This window comes from Pseudomonas hygromyciniae (assembly GCF_016925675.1).
Taxonomy (GTDB): domain Bacteria; phylum Pseudomonadota; class Gammaproteobacteria; order Pseudomonadales; family Pseudomonadaceae; genus Aquipseudomonas; species Aquipseudomonas hygromyciniae.
In genome coordinates this window covers 5,359,208-5,378,057 of sequence record NZ_CP070506.1, presented here as the reverse complement: position 1 = coordinate 5,378,057, position 18,850 = coordinate 5,359,208, and the positions used below count along the sequence as shown (strand labels likewise).

General features: G+C 60.2%; 20 protein-coding genes. 11 read left to right on the top strand and 9 right to left on the bottom strand.

What is annotated here, in order from left to right; translation table 11 throughout:
- The first annotated feature begins 140 nt into the window (after positions 1–140).
- From JTY93_RS24270 to trpE, 4 genes are all read left to right on the top strand, one after another.
- Positions 141–1,289: an iron-containing alcohol dehydrogenase gene (locus JTY93_RS24270; RefSeq protein WP_205477955.1), complete on the top strand. Its 1,149-nt coding sequence runs from the start codon at positions 141–143 to the stop codon at positions 1,287–1,289.
- Between the two features lie 84 nt (positions 1,290–1,373).
- Positions 1,374–2,048 carry a ribulose-phosphate 3-epimerase gene (gene rpe, locus JTY93_RS24265; RefSeq protein WP_205477954.1) on the top strand — a complete coding sequence of 225 codons (675 nt, stop codon included), beginning with the start codon at positions 1,374–1,376 and terminating at the stop codon, positions 2,046–2,048.
- Positions 2,045–2,863 (top strand): phosphoglycolate phosphatase, encoded by an 819-nt coding sequence (locus JTY93_RS24260; RefSeq protein WP_205477953.1) that lies wholly within the window; start codon positions 2,045–2,047, stop codon positions 2,861–2,863. The genes rpe and JTY93_RS24260 overlap by 4 nt, the downstream gene beginning before the upstream one ends.
- 68 nt (positions 2,864–2,931) lie before the next feature.
- Positions 2,932–4,413 carry an anthranilate synthase component I gene (gene trpE / locus JTY93_RS24255; RefSeq protein WP_205477952.1) on the top strand — a complete coding sequence of 494 codons (1,482 nt, stop codon included), beginning with the start codon at positions 2,932–2,934 and terminating at the stop codon, positions 4,411–4,413.
- Between the two features lie 105 nt (positions 4,414–4,518).
- Here trpE and estP read toward each other — a convergent pair whose 3' ends face one another.
- Positions 4,519–6,441, bottom strand: a complete 1,923-nt coding sequence (gene estP, locus JTY93_RS24250) for an esterase EstP (RefSeq protein ID WP_205477951.1) — start codon at positions 6,439–6,441, stop codon at positions 4,519–4,521.
- A gap of 419 nt (positions 6,442–6,860) precedes the next feature.
- Here estP and JTY93_RS24245 point away from each other — a divergent pair, with 419 nt between their 5' ends.
- The 4 genes from JTY93_RS24245 to JTY93_RS24230 are packed head-to-tail and all read left to right on the top strand — an operon-like array spanning position 6,861 to position 10,095.
- Positions 6,861–7,454, top strand: coding sequence for an aminodeoxychorismate/anthranilate synthase component II (locus JTY93_RS24245; protein WP_029296765.1), 594 nt, complete (start codon positions 6,861–6,863; stop codon positions 7,452–7,454).
- A gap of 9 nt (positions 7,455–7,463) precedes the next feature.
- The gene (gene trpD / locus JTY93_RS24240) at positions 7,464–8,513 is read left to right on the top strand and encodes an anthranilate phosphoribosyltransferase (RefSeq protein ID WP_032858515.1); all 1,050 of its coding nucleotides are present in this window, start codon (positions 7,464–7,466) and stop codon (positions 8,511–8,513) included.
- Entirely contained in the window at positions 8,510–9,346 is an 837-nt protein-coding gene (trpC, locus tag JTY93_RS24235; RefSeq protein ID WP_205477950.1) for an indole-3-glycerol phosphate synthase TrpC, read from the top strand. The genes trpD and trpC overlap by 4 nt, the downstream gene beginning before the upstream one ends.
- A 53-nt stretch (positions 9,347–9,399) precedes the next feature.
- On the top strand, positions 9,400–10,095 hold the full coding sequence (locus tag JTY93_RS24230; RefSeq protein WP_205477949.1) for a lipoate--protein ligase family protein: 696 nt from the start codon (positions 9,400–9,402) through the stop codon (positions 10,093–10,095).
- Here the strand turns inward: JTY93_RS24230 and crp are convergent.
- Entirely contained in the window at positions 10,092–10,736 is a 645-nt protein-coding gene (gene crp / locus JTY93_RS24225) for a cAMP-activated global transcriptional regulator CRP (RefSeq protein ID WP_169997905.1), read from the bottom strand. The two genes, JTY93_RS24230 and crp, sit on opposite strands and share 4 nt — an antisense overlap.
- Positions 10,737–10,970: 234 nt before the next feature.
- Between crp and JTY93_RS24220 the strand changes: the two genes are divergently transcribed.
- Entirely contained in the window at positions 10,971–11,393 is a 423-nt protein-coding gene (locus JTY93_RS24220) for an OsmC family protein (RefSeq protein WP_005792019.1), read from the top strand.
- Between the two features lie 120 nt (positions 11,394–11,513).
- Here the strand turns inward: JTY93_RS24220 and coq7 are convergent, their stop codons facing one another.
- The 6 genes from coq7 to hemJ all read right to left on the bottom strand — a co-directional run bounded on the left by coq7 (position 11,514) and on the right by hemJ (position 16,005).
- Positions 11,514–12,161, bottom strand: a complete 648-nt coding sequence (gene coq7 / locus JTY93_RS24215; protein ID WP_029296753.1) for a 2-polyprenyl-3-methyl-6-methoxy-1,4-benzoquinone monooxygenase — start codon at positions 12,159–12,161, stop codon at positions 11,514–11,516.
- A 150-nt stretch (positions 12,162–12,311) separates the two neighbouring features.
- Positions 12,312–12,650, bottom strand: a complete 339-nt coding sequence (locus JTY93_RS24210; protein WP_032858506.1) for a histidine triad nucleotide-binding protein — start codon at positions 12,648–12,650, stop codon at positions 12,312–12,314.
- Positions 12,651–12,696: 46 nt separating this feature from the next.
- Positions 12,697–13,482 carry an SDR family NAD(P)-dependent oxidoreductase gene (locus tag JTY93_RS24205; protein ID WP_205480290.1) on the bottom strand — a complete coding sequence of 262 codons (786 nt, stop codon included), beginning with the start codon at positions 13,480–13,482 and terminating at the stop codon, positions 12,697–12,699.
- Positions 13,483–13,545: 63 nt separating this feature from the next.
- Complete coding sequence (locus JTY93_RS24200) at positions 13,546–14,508, bottom strand: DUF805 domain-containing protein (protein ID WP_205480288.1); 963 nt, start codon at positions 14,506–14,508, stop codon at positions 13,546–13,548.
- 70 nt (positions 14,509–14,578) lie between these two features.
- Positions 14,579–15,541 carry an NAD(P)H-dependent flavin oxidoreductase gene (locus JTY93_RS24195; RefSeq protein ID WP_032858500.1) on the bottom strand — a complete coding sequence of 321 codons (963 nt, stop codon included), beginning with the start codon at positions 15,539–15,541 and terminating at the stop codon, positions 14,579–14,581.
- Between the two features lie 35 nt (positions 15,542–15,576).
- Positions 15,577–16,005, bottom strand: coding sequence for a protoporphyrinogen oxidase HemJ (gene hemJ / locus JTY93_RS24190; RefSeq protein ID WP_205480285.1), 429 nt, complete (start codon positions 16,003–16,005; stop codon positions 15,577–15,579).
- 136 nt (positions 16,006–16,141) lie between these two features.
- On the opposite strand from hemJ, the gene argC reads away from it, so the two are divergent.
- Together argC and erpA are read left to right on the top strand one after the other, a co-directional pair.
- Positions 16,142–17,176 (top strand): N-acetyl-gamma-glutamyl-phosphate reductase, encoded by a 1,035-nt coding sequence (gene argC, locus JTY93_RS24185; RefSeq protein WP_029296741.1) that lies wholly within the window; start codon positions 16,142–16,144, stop codon positions 17,174–17,176.
- Between the two features lie 163 nt (positions 17,177–17,339).
- Entirely contained in the window at positions 17,340–17,690 is a 351-nt protein-coding gene (gene erpA / locus JTY93_RS24180) for an iron-sulfur cluster insertion protein ErpA (RefSeq protein ID WP_003176443.1), read from the top strand.
- 67 nt (positions 17,691–17,757) lie between these two features.
- Here erpA and JTY93_RS24175 read toward each other — a convergent pair whose 3' ends face one another.
- Positions 17,758–18,849: an anhydro-N-acetylmuramic acid kinase gene (locus tag JTY93_RS24175; RefSeq protein WP_205480283.1), complete on the bottom strand. Its 1,092-nt coding sequence runs from the start codon at positions 18,847–18,849 to the stop codon at positions 17,758–17,760.
- Between the last annotated feature and the right edge of the window lies 1 nt (position 18,850).

Genomic DNA, 18,850 nt, shown 5'->3' with positions numbered 1-18,850 from the left:
CGATACCATCGCAGGCAAGCCAGCTCCTACAGTGACCGTGCCCGCCTGGAGTCATCCGACCATTCAGCCGCTGAATGGCAGACAACCCACATTCCCCAGCTATTCTTGTGCCAGCCCCCAACTTATAAGAGGCCGCGCACATGAGTACCTCCTCATTCAAGATCGCCCACAAACTGCTCACCGGCCCAGGCGCCATCGAGCAATTGGCCGCCGAGTTGACCCGGCTGGATATCGATAACCCGCTGATCGTCACCGATGCCGCGCTGGTCAAGTCCGGTACGGTGCAACTGGCGTTGGCGCAGTTGGGTGATCGCCCCTACGAGATTTTCGACCGGGTGCTGCCCGACCCGGAGGTCGCCATCGTCGAAGACTGCATGCAGGTCTACCGTGAAGGCGGGCATGACGGCCTGATCGGCGTGGGCGGTGGCAGCGCCATTGATATCGCCAAGAGTGTTGCCGCCTATGCCGGTTATCACGGCGCCCTGGCGGATTTGTTCGGCGTGGACCAGGTGCCGCGCAAGGGGCCGCCGCTGATAGCGATTCCCACCACGGCCGGCACCGGTTCGGAAGTGACCAATGTGGCGATTCTCTCGGACAAGGCCGCGCAATTGAAAAAAGGCATCGTCAGTGACTATCTGCTGCCGGATGTCGCGCTGATCAGCCCGCAAATGACCCTGACCTGCCCGCGCAGTGTCACGGCCGCCAGTGGTGTGGATGCGCTGGTGCATGCCATCGAGTCCTATCTGTCGCTGAACGCCTCGCCGATCACCGATGCCTTGGCCATCGGTGCGATCAAGTTGATAGCCAAGGCTTTGCCCAAGGCTTATGCCAACCCGGCCCACCTGCAGGCGCGTGACGATATGGCCACCGCCAGCCTGATGGCTGGCATGGCGTTCGGCAATGCCGGGGTGGGCGCGGTGCATGCGTTGGCCTATCCGCTGGGCGGTCGCTTCAATATTGCCCATGGAGTGAGCAACGCGTTGTTGCTGCCCTATGTGATGCACTGGAACAAGCTGGCCTGTGTCGAGCGCATGCAGGACATTGCCCAGGCCATGGGCGTGAATGTCAGCGGCTTGAGTCTCAACGACGCTGCCGACCAGGCGGTGGAGGCGATGACGCGGCTATGTGCCGCAGTGGAAATTCCCCAAGGCCTGCGCAGCTTCGGCGTGCCGGAGGAGGCGATCCCGGCCATGGCGGTAGAGGCAGCGGGAATCGAGCGGCTGATGCGCAACAACCCGCGCAAGCTCAGCGCGGCGGATATCGAGAAAATCTACCGCGCCGCCTATTAGCCATTGAGTCAGGTCACGGTGCGCGCAGCAAAGCATGAGGTATACAATGCGCGCCATCGTGATTTAGCTCAGAAAAGGTGCGTCATGCAGCCCTTCGTTATTGCTCCATCGATCCTCTCCGCCGACTTCGCCCGCCTGGGTGAGGAAGTGGACAACGTGTTGGCCGCCGGTGCCGACTTCGTACACTTCGATGTCATGGACAACCACTATGTGCCGAACCTGACCATCGGCCCGATGGTCTGCGCAGCGCTGCGCAAGTACGGCGTGACCGCGCCTATCGATGTGCACCTGATGGTCAGCCCGGTGGATCGCATCATCGGCGACTTCATTGAAGCCGGTGCGACCTACATCACCTTCCACCCGGAAGCCACGCTGCACATCGACCGCTCCCTGCAGTTGATCCGCGAAGGCGGTTGCAAGGCTGGGCTGGTGTTCAACCCGGCGACGCCGCTGGACACGCTCAAGTACGTGATGGACAAGGTCGACATGGTCTTGCTGATGAGCGTCAACCCAGGCTTTGGCGGGCAGAGGTTCATCCCCGGCACCCTCGACAAGCTGCGTGAAGCTCGTGCGTTGATCGATGCCTCTGGCCGCGATATCCGCCTGGAGATCGACGGTGGGGTCAACGTCAACAACATCCGTGACATCGCGGCGGCGGGCGCCGACACCTTCGTCGCCGGTTCGGCGATCTTCAACACCCCTGACTATCAGGCGGTGATCGCCAAGATGCGTGCAGAACTGGCGCTGGCGCGTCCATGAGCGGTTTTGAGCAGCTGTTCCCCGGTAAATTGCCACGGCTGGTGATGTTCGATCTGGACGGTACCCTGGTCGACTCGGTGCCGGACCTGGCGGCTGCAGTGGACCACATGTTGCTCAAGCTGGGGCGTAAACCTGTAGGTGTCGAGTCGGTGCGCGACTGGGTCGGTAACGGCGCGCAGATGCTGGTGCGCCGGGCCCTGGCCAATCACATCGATGCCGAGGGCGTGGATGACGTGGAGGCCGAGCACGCGCTGGAATTGTTCAACGCCGCCTACGAAGACGGCCACGAACTGACCGTGGTCTATCCCGGCGTACGCGATACCCTCAAGTGGCTGCACAAGCAGGGCGTGGAAATGGCCCTGATCACCAACAAGCCGGAACGCTTCGTCGCGCCGCTGCTGGACCAGATGAAGATCGGCCGGTATTTCCGCTGGATCATCGGCGGCGATACTCTGCCGCAGAAAAAGCCCGATCCAGCGGCGCTGTTCTTTGTGATGAAAATGGCCAACATCCCGGCGTCCCAATCGCTGTTTGTCGGTGATTCGCGCAGTGATGTGCTGGCGGCAAAAGCGGCGGGCGTGCAGTGCGTAGCCCTGAGCTACGGCTACAACCATGGCCGGCCGATTGCTGAAGAGTCGCCGGCGCTGGTCATTGATGACCTGCGACTGCTAATCCCCGGTTGCTTGGGAGCGGGCGCTGAGATAACGTTGCCCGACGCTGTCCCATCCCCTTCTGGAAATCCCATCGTGGTGGTCACTCGCAAACTCTGGATGAAAGTCATCAAGGCCCTGGCCCGCTGGCGTTGGCGCGCCTGACTGATCCTGGCCGCGCTGCGGCACGTTTGCATACCTGACCGTTAGACCCTCACGCCACGAGGCACCTCATGATCCGCGAAGAATTCCTGCGTTTGGCCGCTGCCGGCTACAACCGCATCCCCATGGCCCGGGAAACCCTGGCCGACTTCGATACGCCGCTGTCGATCTACCTGAAGCTGGCCGACGAGCCCAATTCCTACCTGCTGGAATCGGTGCAGGGCGGTGAAAAGTGGGGCCGTTACTCGATCATTGGTCTGCCGTGCCGCACGGTCTTGCGGGTGCATGACCATCACGTCAGCATCACCCATGACGGCGTCGAGATCGAAAGCCACGATGTGCAAGACCCGCTGGCCTTCGTCGAAGCGTTCAAAGCGCGCTACAACGTGCCGACCATTCCTGGCCTGCCGCGTTTCAATGGCGGCCTGGTGGGGTATTTCGGCTACGACTGCGTGCGTTATGTGGAACAGCGCCTGGGCAAATGCCCGAACCCCGATCCGTTGGGGGTGCCGGATATCCTGCTGATGGTTTCCGACGCGGTGGTGGTGTTCGACAACCTGGCCGGCAAGATGCACGCGATCGTCCTCGCCGACCCGGCCCAGGCCGATGCGTTCGAGCAAGGCCAGGCCAGCCTCGAAGCCCTGCTGGACAAGCTGCGTCAACCGATCACCCCACGTCGCGGCCTGGACCTCAGCCGTCCGCCGGCGGCCGATCCGGTGTTTCGCTCAAGCTTTACCCAGGATGACTACGAGCGTGCGGTGGATACCATCAAGGAATACATCCTTGCCGGTGACTGCATGCAAGTGGTGCCGTCGCAGCGTATGTCCATCGACTTCAAGGCGGCGCCCATCGACCTGTACCGGGCGCTGCGCTGCTTCAACCCGACGCCGTACATGTACTTTTTCAACTTTGGCGACTTCCACGTGGTGGGCAGCTCGCCAGAAGTGCTGGTGCGTGTCGAAGATAACCTGATCACCGTGCGCCCGATTGCCGGCACCCGCCCCCGTGGCGCGACCGAAGAGGCCGACCTGGCGCTCGAAGAAGACCTGCTGTCTGACGACAAGGAAATCGCCGAGCACTTGATGCTGATCGACCTGGGGCGTAACGACACCGGGCGCGTTTCGGAAATCGGCTCGGTGAAACTCACCGAGAAAATGGTGATCGAGCGCTATTCCAACGTGATGCACATCGTCTCCAACGTTACCGGCGAGCTGAAGGCCGGCCTGACGGCAATGGACGCGCTGCGCGCCATTCTGCCGGCGGGCACCTTGTCTGGTGCACCGAAGATCCGCGCGATGGAAATCATCGACGAGCTGGAGCCGGTCAAACGCGGTGTCTACGGCGGCGCCGTGGGCTATTTTGCGTGGAATGGCAACATGGACACCGCCATTGCGATCCGCACGGCGGTGATCAAGGACGGCGAACTGCATGTGCAGGCGGGCGGCGGGATTGTTGCTGACTCGGTACCGGCCCTGGAATGGGAAGAAACCCTGAACAAGCGCCGGGCGATGTTCCGCGCGGTGGCGTTGGCCGAGCAGACCCCGCAGGACTGACGGCCGGTCCAGATCCAACTGTGGGGCGGGTTTGTGTGGGAGCGGGCAAGTCGAATCGTCGCACCGCCGCTCCCACATTGGTTTTACGTTGGACTTGCGACCGTATTAGAAATCCAGGCTCACCCCGACACTGACTCCTTGCTGGGTCAGGCTGTCATCCTTCCTTACGTTATAGGCCGCCCGCAACGCCAGCTCCTGGGTCAGCTTGTGGCTGACCCCGAGGCTCAGGCGGTCTGAATTGCTGCGGGGCGTGTAGCCGTCCAGCTTGAAGTCGATCCCCTGCACGCTGTTGAGCGAAATGTTCACCCTCTGGGTGTCGTTTTCAAACTCATGCTCGTGAGCCACTTCGCCAAACACCTGGGTTTGCGGGGTGACCCGGTAGCTGCCCTGCAGGCCAACTCCCAGGCGTTTGGAGTCGCGTTGCTGGTCATCAAAGGTCAATGCGGTGGAGCGGCTACCTTTTTCCCCGTAGCCATCGACTTCGATCCGCGCGTAGTCGGCGCTGATGAACGGTGACAGGTGCCAATCGCTGCCGACCGCGGCAATGTCATAACCCACACGGCCGCTCAAGGCCCAGAGCCAGCCGTCGGTGTTGCCTTTTTCGGAGCCTTCGCTGACGCCCAGGGCGAATTTGCGCTTGAGGCTGTCGAAGTCCAGGCGGCCACCGGTCAGCGCGGCATCGGCCCACCAGTGATTGTGCTGATACTGCGCGAATGCGCTGCCCATGTAGCTGTTGAGCTTGTAGTCCGAGTCGCTGGCGCCGGCTTCGAGGGTCTGGCGATATAACCCGGCTGCAACACCTACGCGCCAACTGTCGTCGAGCCGATAGCTGCCACCGACATTCAGGTTATAGCCACTGCCGTCGCCACTGGCGGAGCTGCGTTGATCATCAAAGTCCAGGCGCTGGCCACCGCCGGCCACAATGGCGCGCCATTGGCCGACTGCCTGCCAGTTGTCATTGTCCGCTTGCCATTGGTTGCGCAATTCATCCTGGTGCGCACGCAGGGTGCCTTGGGCCATTTCCGGTAACAAGGTCAGCTCCCAGGGGGCGGCGAGCAGTGAATAGGCGTAGTCGGCGATCAAGCGCTGCCCGGCGACGGTGGGGTGGACCGAGTCGTTGTAGATCAACTTGGTCGGATCCGGGTTGGTGCCGCCAATGCCGTAGACCGGGTTAGCGGTGCAACTGTTGCCACTGAAGCAGGTGCCGGTAAGGTTCTGCCCGGTCGCCAGGCCAAATCGGCCCGGGTCGGCGAAGGATTCCTGCAACAACAGTGGAATATTCAACGGGATGATCTGGGCATCGATCTGCGACAGGCGTTGTACCAATGCCTGGTTGAAAATATTACTCAGGGCGGAGGTCGCTGCCTGCTGTGGTGTGCCGTTGATGGCAGGTGTCAGGCCCAGGTCGGGTAGCATCCACACCATGATGTAGCGCGCGCCGGCTTGTTGCAGGGCTTGGGCGCTGTCGGCCAGGCGCCCACCTGCGGCAACGGCGTCGCCCGGGCTACCGACGCGCTGTTGCAGGAAGTCATTACCGCCACCTGACAGAAAATACAGCGCGTTAGGGTCGGCGCGCCCGCCGTTTGCCGGCAGATAACCCTGGCGACTGCGCAACACAGTGCCAGCGCCCGCATTGCCGGGTGGGATCGCGGTGTTGGAGACCGAGGTGATGGAATCCAGAATATTATCGGTACGGTAGCCGCCGACCGCCCAGTTATTACCGTCGGGCAAGCCTTGTGCCGCGCGAACCGGCGAGGTGGAGGCATTCAGGTCGTTTGGCGCTACGCCCAGTTTCGAGCCCAGCAGGGTTGATGACACCAGGCCATAGTCGCCTTGGAAGGTCGGACCGGTACGGTTGGTGAAGCGCAAGCTGGCGCCAGACAAACCATCGGGAAACTGGCCCGCGTCGGCCAGGCTATCGCCGAAAACGACCATGGTTGAATAAGGTGAAGGTGCTGCAAACGCCTGCGCGCAGGCGAGTGCCAAGAGGCAGCCGGCAAGGGGCGCAACAAAAGATGGTCTGAGCATACGCAATTCCATGTGATTGTTTTTGTATCGGAAGTGGAACACTAGCAATGTAGTGGGAGTTTTCCGCGAGGAAAAACGTTTTTTCTTACAAACCCTCGGTCATCAACCCCGTATTTGCTGCTCCATATTGCACCGTCGGCGAGGCTACGTTACTGTGCGGGAACGTATGAATGAGACCCTCCCCGTGTTGATCATCAGCAAACTCTTGATGCGAGTAGTCAAGGCACACGCCCGTTGGCGTTGGCGCGCCTGAATTTTCTCTGCCGGCCCGGCCGGACCTGTACCGATTTGCCTTCTTCACCCTTTGTTCGACGCCCCTTGCCGGCTAATCCTGGCAACTGGAAAGTGCGTCTGGCAGCGGGTCACTCTCTTGGAAGGCGGTCATTTGAAATCAGTGAATTCAAGAGGTTTGAACCCACATGTTGCTGATGATTGATAACTACGACTCCTTTACCTACAACGTTGTGCAGTACCTGGGTGAACTCGGTGCCGAGGTCAAGGTGGTGCGCAACGATGAAATGACCGTGGCGCAGATTGCGGCCTTGAACCCGGAGCGCATTGTCGTTTCGCCCGGGCCGTGCACGCCGACCGAGGCGGGAATTTCCCTTGAAGCGATCAAGTATTTTGCCGGCAAGCTGCCGATTCTCGGGGTTTGCCTGGGCCACCAATCCATCGGCCAGGCGTTTGGTGGCGATGTAGTGCGTGCCCGCCAGGTGATGCACGGCAAGACCAGCCCGGTGTTTCACCGTGACCTGGGCGTGTTTCAGGGCCTGAACCTGCCGGTTACGGTGACCCGCTACCACTCACTGGTGGTTAAGCGCGAAACCCTGCCCGAGTGCCTGGAACTGACGGCCTGGACCCAACTGGAAGACGGCTCGGTCGATGAGATCATGGGCCTGCGGCACAAGACACTGAATGTCGAAGGGGTGCAATTTCACCCCGAATCGATTCTGACCGAGCAGGGCTACGAGCTGTTCGCCAACTTTCTCAAGCAGAGCGGCGGCACGCGCTAAGGACTTTCCATGGATATCAAGACTGCCCTGAGCCGTATCGTCGGCCATCTGGACCTGAGCACCGCTGAAATGAGCGATGTCATGCGCGAAATCATGACCGGTCAATGCACCGATGCGCAGATTGGCGCCTTTATGATGGCCATGCGCATGAAGAGCGAGAGCATCGACGAAATCGTCGGCGCCGTCTCGGTGATGCGCGAGTTGGCGGACAAGGTCGAACTCAAGACCCTCGACGGTGTAGTCGATGTGGTCGGCACCGGCGGCGATGGTGCGAATATCTTCAACGTATCGACGGCGTCTTCCTTTGTGGTGGCGGCCGCTGGCTGCACCGTGGCCAAGCATGGCAACCGCGCGGTATCGGGTAAGAGCGGCAGTGCCGACCTGCTGGAAGCGGCCGGTATCTACCTGAATCTGACACCGGTGCAGGTGGCGCGCTGCATCGATAACGTTGGCATCGGCTTTATGTTTGCCCAGTCCCACCATGGAGCGATGAAGCACGCCGCTGGCCCTCGCAAGGATCTGGGCCTGCGTACCCTGTTCAACATGCTTGGCCCGCTTACGAATCCGGCCGGTGTGAAACATCAGGTGGTGGGCGTGTTCAGCCAGGCGCTGTGCCGGCCATTGGCCGAAGTCCTGCAACGCTTGGGCAGCAAGCATGTGCTGGTGGTGCACTCCAAGGACGGCCTGGATGAATTCAGCCTGGCGGCCCCGACCTTTGTGGCGGAGCTGAAGAACGACCAAGTCACCGAATACTGGGTCGAGCCAGAAGATCTGGGTATGAAGAGCCAGAGCCTGCATGGCCTAGCGGTGGAAAGCCCGGCGGCCTCCCTGGAATTGATTCGCGATGCCCTGGGGCGCCGCAAGACTGAAAACGGCCAGAAAGCGGCTGAGATGATTGTTCTGAATGCTGGCGCGGCACTTTACGCAGCCGATCACGCCTATAGTCTTACAGAAGGTGTCGCCTTAGCCCACGATGCGCTGCATACGGGGCTGGCTCGCGAAAAGCTCGAAGAGCTGGGAGCATTCACGGCCGTATTCAAAATGGAGAATGAAGGATGAGTGTGCCAACAGTCCTGGAAAACATCCTCGCCCGCAAAGTCGAAGAAGTGGCCGAGCGCCGCGCCCGCGTGAGCCTGGCCGAGCTAGAAGGCCTGGCGAAAGGCGCCGATGCGCCGCGCGGCTTCGCCAATGCGCTGATCGCCCAGGCCAAGCTCAAGCAGCCGGCGGTGATCGCAGAGATTAAAAAGGCCTCGCCGAGCAAAGGTGTGATTCGCGAGCACTTCGTGCCAGCAGAAATTGCTGCCAGTTACGAGAAGGGCGGGGCGACCTGTCTTTCCGTGCTGACTGACATCGACTACTTCCAAGGTTCCGACGCTTACCTGCAACAAGCCCGCGCCGCGTGCAAGTTACCGGTGATCCGCAAGGACTTCATGATCGACCCGTACCAGATCGTCGAGGCCCGGGCATTGGGCGCCGATTGCGTGCTGCTGATCGTTTCGGCGCTGGACGACGTAAAGATGGCCGAACTGGCGGCAGTTGCCAAAGGCGTGGGCCTGGATGTGCTGGTTGAAGTCCACGACGGTGACGAGCTGGAGCGCGCACTGAAAACCCTCGATACACGGCTGGTTGGGGTCAACAACCGCAATCTGCACACCTTTGAAGTCAACCTCGAAACCACCTTGGACCTGCTGCCGCGCATTCCCCGCGACCGCCTGGTGATTACCGAGAGTGGGATCGTCAATCGTGCGGATGTGGAGCTGATGGAAATCAGCGACGTCTACTCGTTCCTGGTCGGCGAAACCTTTATGCGTGCGGAAAATCCTGGGGCTGAGTTGCAGCGCCTGTTTTTCCCGGAGCGTGGTGTGCCGGTCAGCGGTTCGACGCTGGATTGATTTGAAACGCTCCCACATTTGCTTTTGTGTTTATTCAGAGAGGTAAATGCCCGATGATCCAGCCCGTAGCGATGACCGTTGAGGCAGGCCTTGCCGCCGAGCAGGACTTGCTGGCCGCCGTCTGTGCGGGTGAGCAATCATTCGGGCTGCTGTTCTGGCAGCCCAGCGACCAGGCATTGGTGATGCCTCGCCGCCTGAGCCGCTTGCCTGCGTTTGAAGCGGCGAGCCAAGTGTCGGCCGCCCACGGTTGGCCGGTATTGCTGCGGGAAACCGGCGGTGAACCGGTGCCGCAATCGAGCGCCACGGTCAATATTGCTCTGGTCTACGCACCGCCGCGCAGTGAAGGCGACCAGGGCCGGATTGAAACCGGGTACTTGCGTCTGTGCCAACCTATCTGCGATTTACTGACTGAGTTGGGGGGCGATGCTTCTGTAGGCGAAATCGCCGGCGCCTTTTGCGATGGCCGCTATAACGTCAATCTCGACGGACGCAAAATGGTCGGTACTGCCCAGCGCTGGCGCCAGAGTGGTGGGCGCCCGGTGGGCCTGGTGCATGGCGCACTGTTGCTGGATAACCATCGCGAAGAACTGATTGCTGCGGTCAATCGCTTCAACCAGGCGTGTGGCCTGGAGCAACGGGTTCGTGCCGACAGCCATATCGCCCTGCATGAAGCCTTTGCTGCGCCGGATGCGATCAGCCGCCTCGATGCTTTGTACCGGCAGATGCTGGCGCAGGTCTTTGCGCCCTAGCGGGTGCCGAACACCACCATCGTCTTGCCTTTGACGTGAACCAGGTTGCGCTCCTCCAAATCCTTGAGCACTCGACCGACCATCTCCCGCGAACAACCGACGATCCGCCCGATTTCTTGGCGAGTGACCTTGATTTGCATGCCGTCGGGATGGGTCATGGCATCTGGCTGCTTGCACAGCTCCAGCAGGCAGCGGGCGACGCGCCCGGTGACATCGAAGAACGCCAGGTCGCCGACTTTGCGCGTGGTGTTGCGCAAGCGCTGGGCAATCTGGCCGCTCAGGGCATAGAGAATTTCCGGATCTTGTTGGGCCAGCTCGCGAAATTTTGCATAGCTGATTTCCGCGACCTCACACTCGATCTTGGCTCTTACCCAGGCGCTACGCTCCTGTTCTTTGCCGGCTTGCTCAAACAGCCCCAGCTCCCCGAAAAAATCACCAGTGTTGAGGTAGGCGATGATCATTTCGCGGCCGTCTTCATCCTCGATCAGAATGGTGACCGAACCTTTGATAATGAAGAACAGGGTTTCCGAGCGCTCCCCGGCGCAGATGATGTTCTGCTTGGCTGGGTAGCGCCGGCGTTGGCAATGGGTCAGTAACTTATCTAGGTTCTTGATCTTGGGTGTGGGGGTAACAGCAACCATGGTTGTATCCCGAAAAGACTGCACGGTGTGGTTGGGCTTGTATTTTTATCGAGCGAGGTCCATCCAGTGGATGGCAATGCGCCATTGATTTGGCGCCAGCTTAACAGACACATTCTGACTCGATCAGGGAATTTATCTATCAAGGCCTACTGTTGATGGTCTTGCGGCAGAACACTGCGCTCGCGGGGGCCTGTGATAAGCTGGCGCCCCTTTTTTAGCAGTGGAGTCTGGGCGATGAAGGCACGCATCCAATGGGCGGGCGAAGCCATGTTCCTCGGTGAATCGGGCAGCGGCCATGTGGTGGTCATGGATGGCCCGCCGGAAGCCGGCGGTCGCAATCTGGGTGTACGGCCCATGGAAATGCTCCTGCTTGGCGTGGGCGGCTGCAGTAACTTCGATGTGGTCAGCATCCTGAAGAAGTCGCGCCAGGCGGTGGAAAGCTGCGAAGCCTTTCTGGAGGCCGAACGCGCTACCGAAGACCCTAAGGTATTCACCAAGATCCATATGCATTTTGTGGTCAAGGGGCGCGCGCTGAAGGAAGCGCAGGTCAAGCGGGCTATCGAACTGTCGGCAGAGAAGTATTGCTCGGCCTCGATCATGCTCGGCGCGGCCGGTGTGGCCATTACTCATGATTACGAGATCATTGAGCTGGGTTGACCTTTGGCAGGAGCGAGCCTGCTCGCCAAGAACGCCAACGATAACGGGTTTAGTCAGGCTGCCCGCGGTGTCCTTGAGTTTTTCGCGAGCAAGCTCGCTCCTACAATGTTCGTGTGGGGTTTAAATGCGGTAAGTACTTTTGGTCATGACCTTGGCCATCAGGCTCATGCCAAACCTTACCGGTGCCGGGAAGCGGAAGCCGCCGGCATCCAGCGCGCTTTCTGCGTGGTGTTCTTCGTCGATACGCATCTGCTCAAGAATCGCCCGGGACTTTTCGTCCTCGGCCGGCAGTTGTTCCAGGTGCTCATCCAAGTGCTTGCATACCTGATGCTCGGTCGCGGCGACGAAGCCCAGGCTGACCTTGTCGCTGATCAAGCCAGCAGCGGCGCCGATACCAAACGATAAACCATAAAACAGTGGGTTCAGCACGCTGGGGTGACTGCCCAACTGGCGGATACGTTGTTCGCACCAGGCCAAATGGTCGATTTCTTCCTCGGCGGCATGCTCCATGGCGGCACGTACTTGCGGCAGCTTGGCAGTCAAGGCCTGGCCCTGATACAGCGCCTGGGCACAGACTTCACCGGTATGGTTGATACGCATCAGGCCGGCTACATGACGGGTATCAGTCTCGCTCATTTGCGCTTCGGGTTGCACGATGGCCGGTGATGGGCGATACGGCTGGCCGCTGAAAGGTAGCAGCGTGCGCATGGCCGTGTCGGCTTGCAGCAGCAGTCGGTCAATCGGCGAGTAGTGACGTTGGGTAGTCATGCTGACCTCCGGGAAAAATCTCGGCGTCCAGTTTACCGCAAGAGAGGGGCGTGTGTTTGCGCTGGGTCATGCTTCTTACAAGGGCCTGCTTGCCGGCGATGGGGCTCTTGAGGCCGCCATCGCCGGCAAGCAGGCTGCTGCAATAGGGCTTCAGCCCGGTGGCCAGTTCATCTGGCGTTGACCCAATACATGCATATGAATGTGATAGACGGTCTGGCCGCCATCCTCATTGCAGTTCATGACTACGCGAAAACCTTTTTCACAACCTTGTTCCACGGCCAGGCGCTGGGCGGTGAACAGGATGTGTCCAGCCAGGCCTTTGTCTTCTTCCGTCAGGTCGTTGAGGGTGCGGATCGGCTTTTTCGGAATCACCAGAAAATGTACGGGGGCCATTGGCGCAATATCGTGGAAGGCCAGGACCTGGTCATCCTCGTAGATAATCCTCGCGGGTATTTCTCTGTTGATGATCTTGGTGAACAGAGTATCCACAGCTGTTTCTCCATTATGAAAGTGCAGGGTGAGTGTACTCAGCAGGTCAGCGCGGGCAATAGGCCTTGTTGATGGCGCCGGCAATCTTGCGGGTCAGCCAGCGTGGGCTCAAGCGCGGGCTGAACGCCAGCCAGCGGTTACGGCGACCGGGAACGATGATTGCTTTGTTCTTGGCCAAGGCGCGTACGGTGTGCAGAGCCACTTCTTCCGGGCTCATCAACTGCAGGCCGTCCAGCTTGGCGGTGTCCATCTGTGCGGTGCCGAAGAACGCGGTGCGTGTTGGGCCGGGGCAAAGCACTGAAACCTTGATGCCGCAGCTCTTCAGCTCTTCGCGCAGGCCTTCGGAGAAGTGCAGCACATAGGCTTTGCTGGCGTAATAGGTGCTCATCCAAGGCCCCGGCTGGAAGGCTGCAACCGAAGCGACGTTGAGAATCTGCCCGCCGCCGTGCAGGGCCATGGAATTGCCCAGTGCGTGGCACAGGCGAGTCAGGGCCAGGATGTTGACTTCGATCAGGTCTTGCTCGGTCATCCAATCCTGGGCCAGAAATGGCCCGCTGGTGCCGATGCCGGCGCAGTTGACCAGCAAGTCGATCTGCCGCTCGCCTTCTTCCAGCTCCAGCAGGAACCCGGACAGGCGCAACGGCTCGCCCAGGTCACAGGCACGGAACAACACCTCGACGCCAAAGCGTTGGGTCAGTTCTATGGCAATACTTTCCAACTGATCACGCTGGCGGGCCACCAGAATCAAGCTGCGGCCGCGCCGGGCCAGTGCTTCGGCCAAGGCCAGGCCGATGCCACTGGAGGCACCGGTGATCAGAACGTAACGGGTCATGCGTTTCTCCATCGCAACGCCACCGAGCCTGCGACAGATGCGTCACAGGCGTGGGGCGTTTCTTCATTCTTCCGGAGAGTCTACAGGTTCGGCCGCATCGTCAGCACTTTGCACGTCTTCTTCACCGACGATGATGCTCTGGTCCGCGTCTTCATCGGTGGTCATAGAGCTGCTTTCATAGCCGCTGTCCACGCTGCTTTCGAGCTGGTCCAGGTAACCGCCCATGGCCAGCATCACCATAGTGGCGAAAATCAATGGAAGCAGTGCTAGCCATAGGGTGGCCAGGACCTTCACTGCGGTCGAGTTGCGTGGCGGTGGCGCACCATATTGGTTGGCGCCCGCATTGCCTGGCAACACGATCAGCAGGATCGGGAAAATGCTGCCCACAATCGGTACGAGGTTCAGGAACCATAACCAGCCGGACCAGCCCAGGTCATGCAGGCGCTGCACAGTGATCTGGACACTGATCCACACAGACGCCACGAGCACGACGAAACCAAGCAGTGAGCCAATGATCATCGCGGCGGTGGGAGATACTGCGGCAATGCCCAGGCCCACGGTGAACAGGGCGCCCACGAGGGCGAACATCGCCAGGCTCAGCACCAGGGTCCAGGCCAGGAAGCGCAGGCGCCCGATACGGCCGTTGACGGTAAACACCTTGAGGGTGGAAAACTCTGGAAGGTTATCCCCGACAGCTGCGCGCGGCGGTGCGTATGGCGAAGCAGTTGGGCTTGAGAAGTCAGAGCGGCCGGAATCGGTCTCATGAGTTTCAGCCAGGCTGAAGGCCACGGGTTGTTCGGCTTCGATGCGCGCATCAATCCCGGTGTTTTTCAGGGCCGTCAGGTAGGTTTCGGCATCGGGGCGAGACAGGTCGCGCTTCAGGGCGACCGGGCGACCGGTGAAAAGCTTTTCGATCGCTTCAACGTCGCTTTTGAACAATTCGGCAAGGTTCAGCTTGGCGGTGGTGCTTTCGACACCCGGGAGCAGGGCTCCATCAAACACAATCTTGAAACGGTTGTCGCTCATGCGGGCATCCTTGTCACTTTTCAGGGGGGGTAATGCAGGCCTGCTTCAATCGGCAGGCCTGGCGGGTGTGTCAGCGTGGCCAGCGCAATTGTACCGCTTGCTCGCGCGCCTTGCGGTATTCGGCATCGAGACGGGCAACCAGTTCATCGACGCTGGGTAAGTCGTCAATTTCACCGACGCCCTGGCCGGCGGACCATACAGTCTTCCAAGCCTTTGCCTCGTCGCTGAGAGGCTTGAGCTTGGAGCCGAAGTTGACTTCACCTTTGCCTTGCAGGGCGGCGAGGTCGAAGCCGGCGTTTTCCAGGCTTTGCCGCATAAAACTGGCAGGCACGCCGGATACCGCCGGAGTGTGCACGATATCGGCTGCGCGGGATGTGAGCAGCATCTCTTTATAGGCATCGGGGGCGTGGCTTTCAGTGGTGCCGATAAAGCGGGTACCAAAATACGCGAGATCAGCACCGAGCAATTGCGCGGCGAGGATCTCGTGGCCATGGTTCAGGCAGCCGGCCAGTAGCAGGGTCTTGTCGAAAAACTGGCGGATTTCGGCGATCAGCGAGAATGGGCTCCAGGTGCCCGCGTGGCCGCCAGCCCCTGCCGCCACTGCGATCAGCCCGTCGACCCCGGCTTCGGCAGCTTTTTCGGCATGGCGCCGAGTGGTGACGTCATGGAACACCAGGCCGCCGTAGCTGTGTACGGCATCTACCAACTCCTTGACCGCACCCAGGCTAGTGATAACGATCGGCACCTTGTGCTCGACGCAGATCGCCAGGTCAGCCTCAAGGCGCGGGTTGCTGTTGTGCACGATCAGGTTGACCGCGTAAGGCGCGGGGTTGTCCAGCAGCGCCAGGCCCGCTTCGATTTCTTCCAGCCAAGCCTTGAACCCGCTGCTTTCGCGTTGGTTGAGTGCCGGGAAGCTCCCGACCACGCCATTGCGACAGCACGCCAGGACCAGTTGCGGATTGGAAATCAGGAACATCGGCGCAGCCACCACAGGCAGGCGCAGACGTTGTTCAAGCAAAGCGGGCAGCGACATTGGAAGTACCCCGGTTTAGGTGCGGCTGATTAGAGTTAGAACGGTTTTACGACGACCAAAATTACAATAGCCAGCAATATCAGAACCGGCACTTCATTGAACCAGCGATAAAAGACATGGCTGCGGGTGTTTTCGCCACGTGCGAAACGTTTTACCTGGGCGCCACACATGTGGTGGTAACCGATCAGGATTACTACAAGGGTCAGCTTGGCGTGCATCCATCCACCCTGACTGAATACGCTTGGGTTAAGGCTGATCAACCAGATGCCGAATACCAGGGTGGCGATCATCGCCGGCAGCATGATGCCCTTGTACAGCTTGCGTTCCATGAGGCTGAAGCGCTCCTGGCTGACGGCATCCTGGCTTTGAGCGTGGTAGACGAACAGGCGCGGCAGGTAAAACAGCCCGGCAAACCAGCAGACAATGCTGACGATATGAAAGGCTTTGACCCATAGATAAAGCATTTTTAGTTATTCCCAGGTTCACGGTGACTGGAGATAGTAGAGGTTAGAGTGCGCGCACGTCACCTTGACGGTTGTCGCAGAACGATACGGCCCCTATTATCGACGGCTTTCCAGTGGGTTCGTTGAGGGCAGGTTTATGGTCAAGGTCGGTATCGTCGGCGGCACGGGTTACACCGGTGTCGAATTGCTGCGTCTGTTGGCTCAGCATCCGCAAGCTGAGGTGGTGGTCATCACCTCCCGATCCGAGGCCGGCCTGGCCGTTGCCGATATGTATCCGAACCTGCGCGGCCATTACGATGGCCTGGCGTTCAGCGTTCCGGACATCAAGACCCTGGGTGCCTGCGACGTCGTGTTCTTCGCCACACCGCATGGGGTTGCCCATGCCTTGGCGGGGGAGTTGCTGGCGGCCGGTACCAAGGTCATCGACCTCTCGGCGGACTTCCGTCTGCAGGATGCCGATGAGTGGGCCAAGTGGTACGGCCAGCCCCATGGTGCTCCAGAGCTGCTTGAAGAGGCGGTGTATGGCTTGCCTGAGGTCAATCGCGAGCAGATCAGCAAGGCGCGCCTGATCGCCGTGCCGGGTTGCTATCCGACGGCTACCCAGTTGGGTTTTCTGCCGTTGTTGGAAGCCGGTCTGGCTGACGCATCGCGTCTGATTGCCGACTGCAAGTCGGGTGTCAGTGGCGCTGGTCGCGGTGCGGCCGTAGGCTCTTTGTATTCCGAGACCTCGGAAAGCATGAAAGCGTATGCCGTAAAAGGGCATCGTCATCTGCCGGAAATTCGCCAGGGCCTGCGTCGTGCGGCCGGCAGTGACGTCGGCCTGACGTTCGTGCCGCACCTGACCCCGATGATCCGTGGGATTCACTCGACACTGTATGCAACCGTCAAGGATCGTTCGGTGGACCTGCAGGCATTGTTTGAAAAACGCTATGCCAATGAACCGTTCGTCGATGTAATGCCGGCTGGCAGTCACCCGGAGACCCGTAGCGTGCGCGGCGCCAACGTATGCCGGATCGCCGTGCATCGTCCGCAGGACGGCGACCTGGTCGTGGTGCTGTCCGTCATCGATAACCTGGTCAAAGGCGCGTCGGGCCAGGCTGTGCAGAACATGAACATCTTGTTTGGGCTGGATGAGAAGCTCGGTTTGTCCCACGCCGGCATGCTGCCTTAAGACGGCGGCGGCAGTGCAAAAGGCCCGTTGATCGGGCCTTTTGTGTTTTTAAGGGCCGCTGCGCAGATTGATATACCGTAACAATAGTTGACCGCTTTTCTAGGAGAAGCGGATAATGGCCGCCATCACGCATATGGCGGCGCTACGCCGGGAGATTATCAGCATGAGCGTTGAATCCTTCACCCCCACGGCTTTGCAATTCACCCACGGTGCTGCGCACAAGGTGAAGAGCCTGGTCGATGAAGAGGGTAATGATCGCTTGAAGCTGCGCGTATTCGTTACGGGCGGCGGTTGTTCAGGGTTTCAGTACGGCTTTACCTTCGATGAAGATGTGGCCGATGACGACACCATCGTCGAGCGCGAGGGCGTAAGCCTGGTCGTGGATCCGATGAGCTTCCAGTACTTGGCAGGTGCCGAGGTGGATTACCAGGAAGGTTTGGAAGGCTCGCGCTTTGTGATCAAAAATCCGAATGCCACCACGACTTGTGGTTGCGGTTCGTCGTTCTCGATCTGATCGAGGGCGGGTAGGCAAAACGCCGCTTGGCTCTTATGGGGTCAAGCGGCGTTTTGCTATCTGTGTATCAGGCGGGGTAGATCGCGCCAAGTACGCGAAGGCCGCGGGCACCGGTAACGCTTGGGCGGTTGGCGGCGATACCTTCAAGGCAGCAATGGGCCAGCCAGGCGAAGGCCATGGCCTCCACCCAGTCGGGGTCTACACCGTGGGTGGCAGTACTGCTGACGCGAGTGGCCGGCAGCAAGGCTGCGATACGCTTCATCAGTGTCGTGTTATGGGCGCCACCACCACATACCAGCAGAGTTTCGGTTTGCGGTTGTGCGGTTTGCAGCGACTCGACGATGGTCTGCGCCGTCAGTTCCAGCAGCGTGGCCTGGACATCTTGCGCACTGAATGATGGCAATCGACCGAGGTGGTGTTCCAGCCAGGGCAGGTTGAAGACTTCGCGCCCCGTGCTTTTAGGGCCCTTGGTCAGGAAGAAGGGATCGCTGAGCAGTGCGGTCAGTAGTTGGGGTTGGATCTTTCCTGTCGCGGCCCATTGGCCGCCACGGTCAAAGTTATCGCCCCTTTGCTGGTGAATCCAGGCATCCAGCAGGACATTGCCCGGGCCGCAGTCAAAGCCAGCTACCGGTTTGTCGGTCTCGATCAGGCTCAGATTGCTAAAGCCGCCGACGTTGAGTACTGCGCGATTGCCGCCAGCCTCGCCAAACAGCGCTTCGTGAAAGGCTGGCACCAGCGGCGCACCCTGGCCACCGGCGGCTACATCGCGGCTACGAAAGTCACTGACCACGGTTATTCCGGTCAGCTCAGTCAATAATGCGGGGTTGCCAATCTGCACGGTAAAGCCGCGGGCGGGCTCGTGGCGAATGGTTTGCCCATGACTGCCAATCGCGCGGATATCGTGGTGCGTGAGTTGCTGTTGCTCAAGCAGGGCATGGACGCCCTGAGCGGCGAGTGTTACCCAGTTTTGCTGGGCGATCGCCGATCGCGCGATCTCGTCAGGGCCGCTGGCACAAAGGCTTAGCAGTTCGACACGCAGGGATTCAGGCATGGGGATGTAATGGGTGGCGATCAGGTTGACCGCCGTATCCTGCTCGATCAGCGCAATGTCCAGGCCATCAAGGCTGGTCCCGGACATGACACCTATATAGAGCGCCATC

Bases quoted from the DNA above. Each gene is read 5' to 3' on its own strand.
- JTY93_RS24270 (WP_205477955.1), top strand. From the start codon at position 141: ATGAGTACCTCCTCATTCAAGATCGCCCACAAACTGCTCACCGGCCCA.
- rpe (WP_205477954.1), top strand. From the start codon at position 1,374: ATGCAGCCCTTCGTTATTGCTCCATCGATCCTCTCCGCCGACTTCGCC.
- JTY93_RS24260 (WP_205477953.1), top strand. From the start codon at position 2,045: ATGAGCGGTTTTGAGCAGCTGTTCCCCGGTAAATTGCCACGGCTGGTG.
- trpE (WP_205477952.1), top strand. From the start codon at position 2,932: ATGATCCGCGAAGAATTCCTGCGTTTGGCCGCTGCCGGCTACAACCGC.
- estP (WP_205477951.1), bottom strand. From the start codon at position 6,441: ATGCTCAGACCATCTTTTGTTGCGCCCCTTGCCGGCTGCCTCTTGGCA.
- JTY93_RS24245 (WP_029296765.1), top strand. From the start codon at position 6,861: ATGTTGCTGATGATTGATAACTACGACTCCTTTACCTACAACGTTGTG.
- trpD (WP_032858515.1), top strand. From the start codon at position 7,464: ATGGATATCAAGACTGCCCTGAGCCGTATCGTCGGCCATCTGGACCTG.
- trpC (WP_205477950.1), top strand. From the start codon at position 8,510: ATGAGTGTGCCAACAGTCCTGGAAAACATCCTCGCCCGCAAAGTCGAA.
- JTY93_RS24230 (WP_205477949.1), top strand. From the start codon at position 9,400: ATGATCCAGCCCGTAGCGATGACCGTTGAGGCAGGCCTTGCCGCCGAG.
- crp (WP_169997905.1), bottom strand. From the start codon at position 10,736: ATGGTTGCTGTTACCCCCACACCCAAGATCAAGAACCTAGATAAGTTA.
- JTY93_RS24220 (WP_005792019.1), top strand. From the start codon at position 10,971: ATGAAGGCACGCATCCAATGGGCGGGCGAAGCCATGTTCCTCGGTGAA.
- coq7 (WP_029296753.1), bottom strand. From the start codon at position 12,161: ATGACTACCCAACGTCACTACTCGCCGATTGACCGACTGCTGCTGCAA.
- JTY93_RS24205 (WP_205480290.1), bottom strand. From the start codon at position 13,482: ATGACCCGTTACGTTCTGATCACCGGTGCCTCCAGTGGCATCGGCCTG.
- JTY93_RS24200 (WP_205480288.1), bottom strand. From the start codon at position 14,508: ATGAGCGACAACCGTTTCAAGATTGTGTTTGATGGAGCCCTGCTCCCG.
- JTY93_RS24195 (WP_032858500.1), bottom strand. From the start codon at position 15,541: ATGTCGCTGCCCGCTTTGCTTGAACAACGTCTGCGCCTGCCTGTGGTG.
- hemJ (WP_205480285.1), bottom strand. From the start codon at position 16,005: ATGCTTTATCTATGGGTCAAAGCCTTTCATATCGTCAGCATTGTCTGC.
- argC (WP_029296741.1), top strand. From the start codon at position 16,142: ATGGTCAAGGTCGGTATCGTCGGCGGCACGGGTTACACCGGTGTCGAA.
- erpA (WP_003176443.1), top strand. From the start codon at position 17,340: ATGAGCGTTGAATCCTTCACCCCCACGGCTTTGCAATTCACCCACGGT.
- JTY93_RS24175 (WP_205480283.1), bottom strand. From the start codon at position 18,849: ATGGCGCTCTATATAGGTGTCATGTCCGGGACCAGCCTTGATGGCCTG.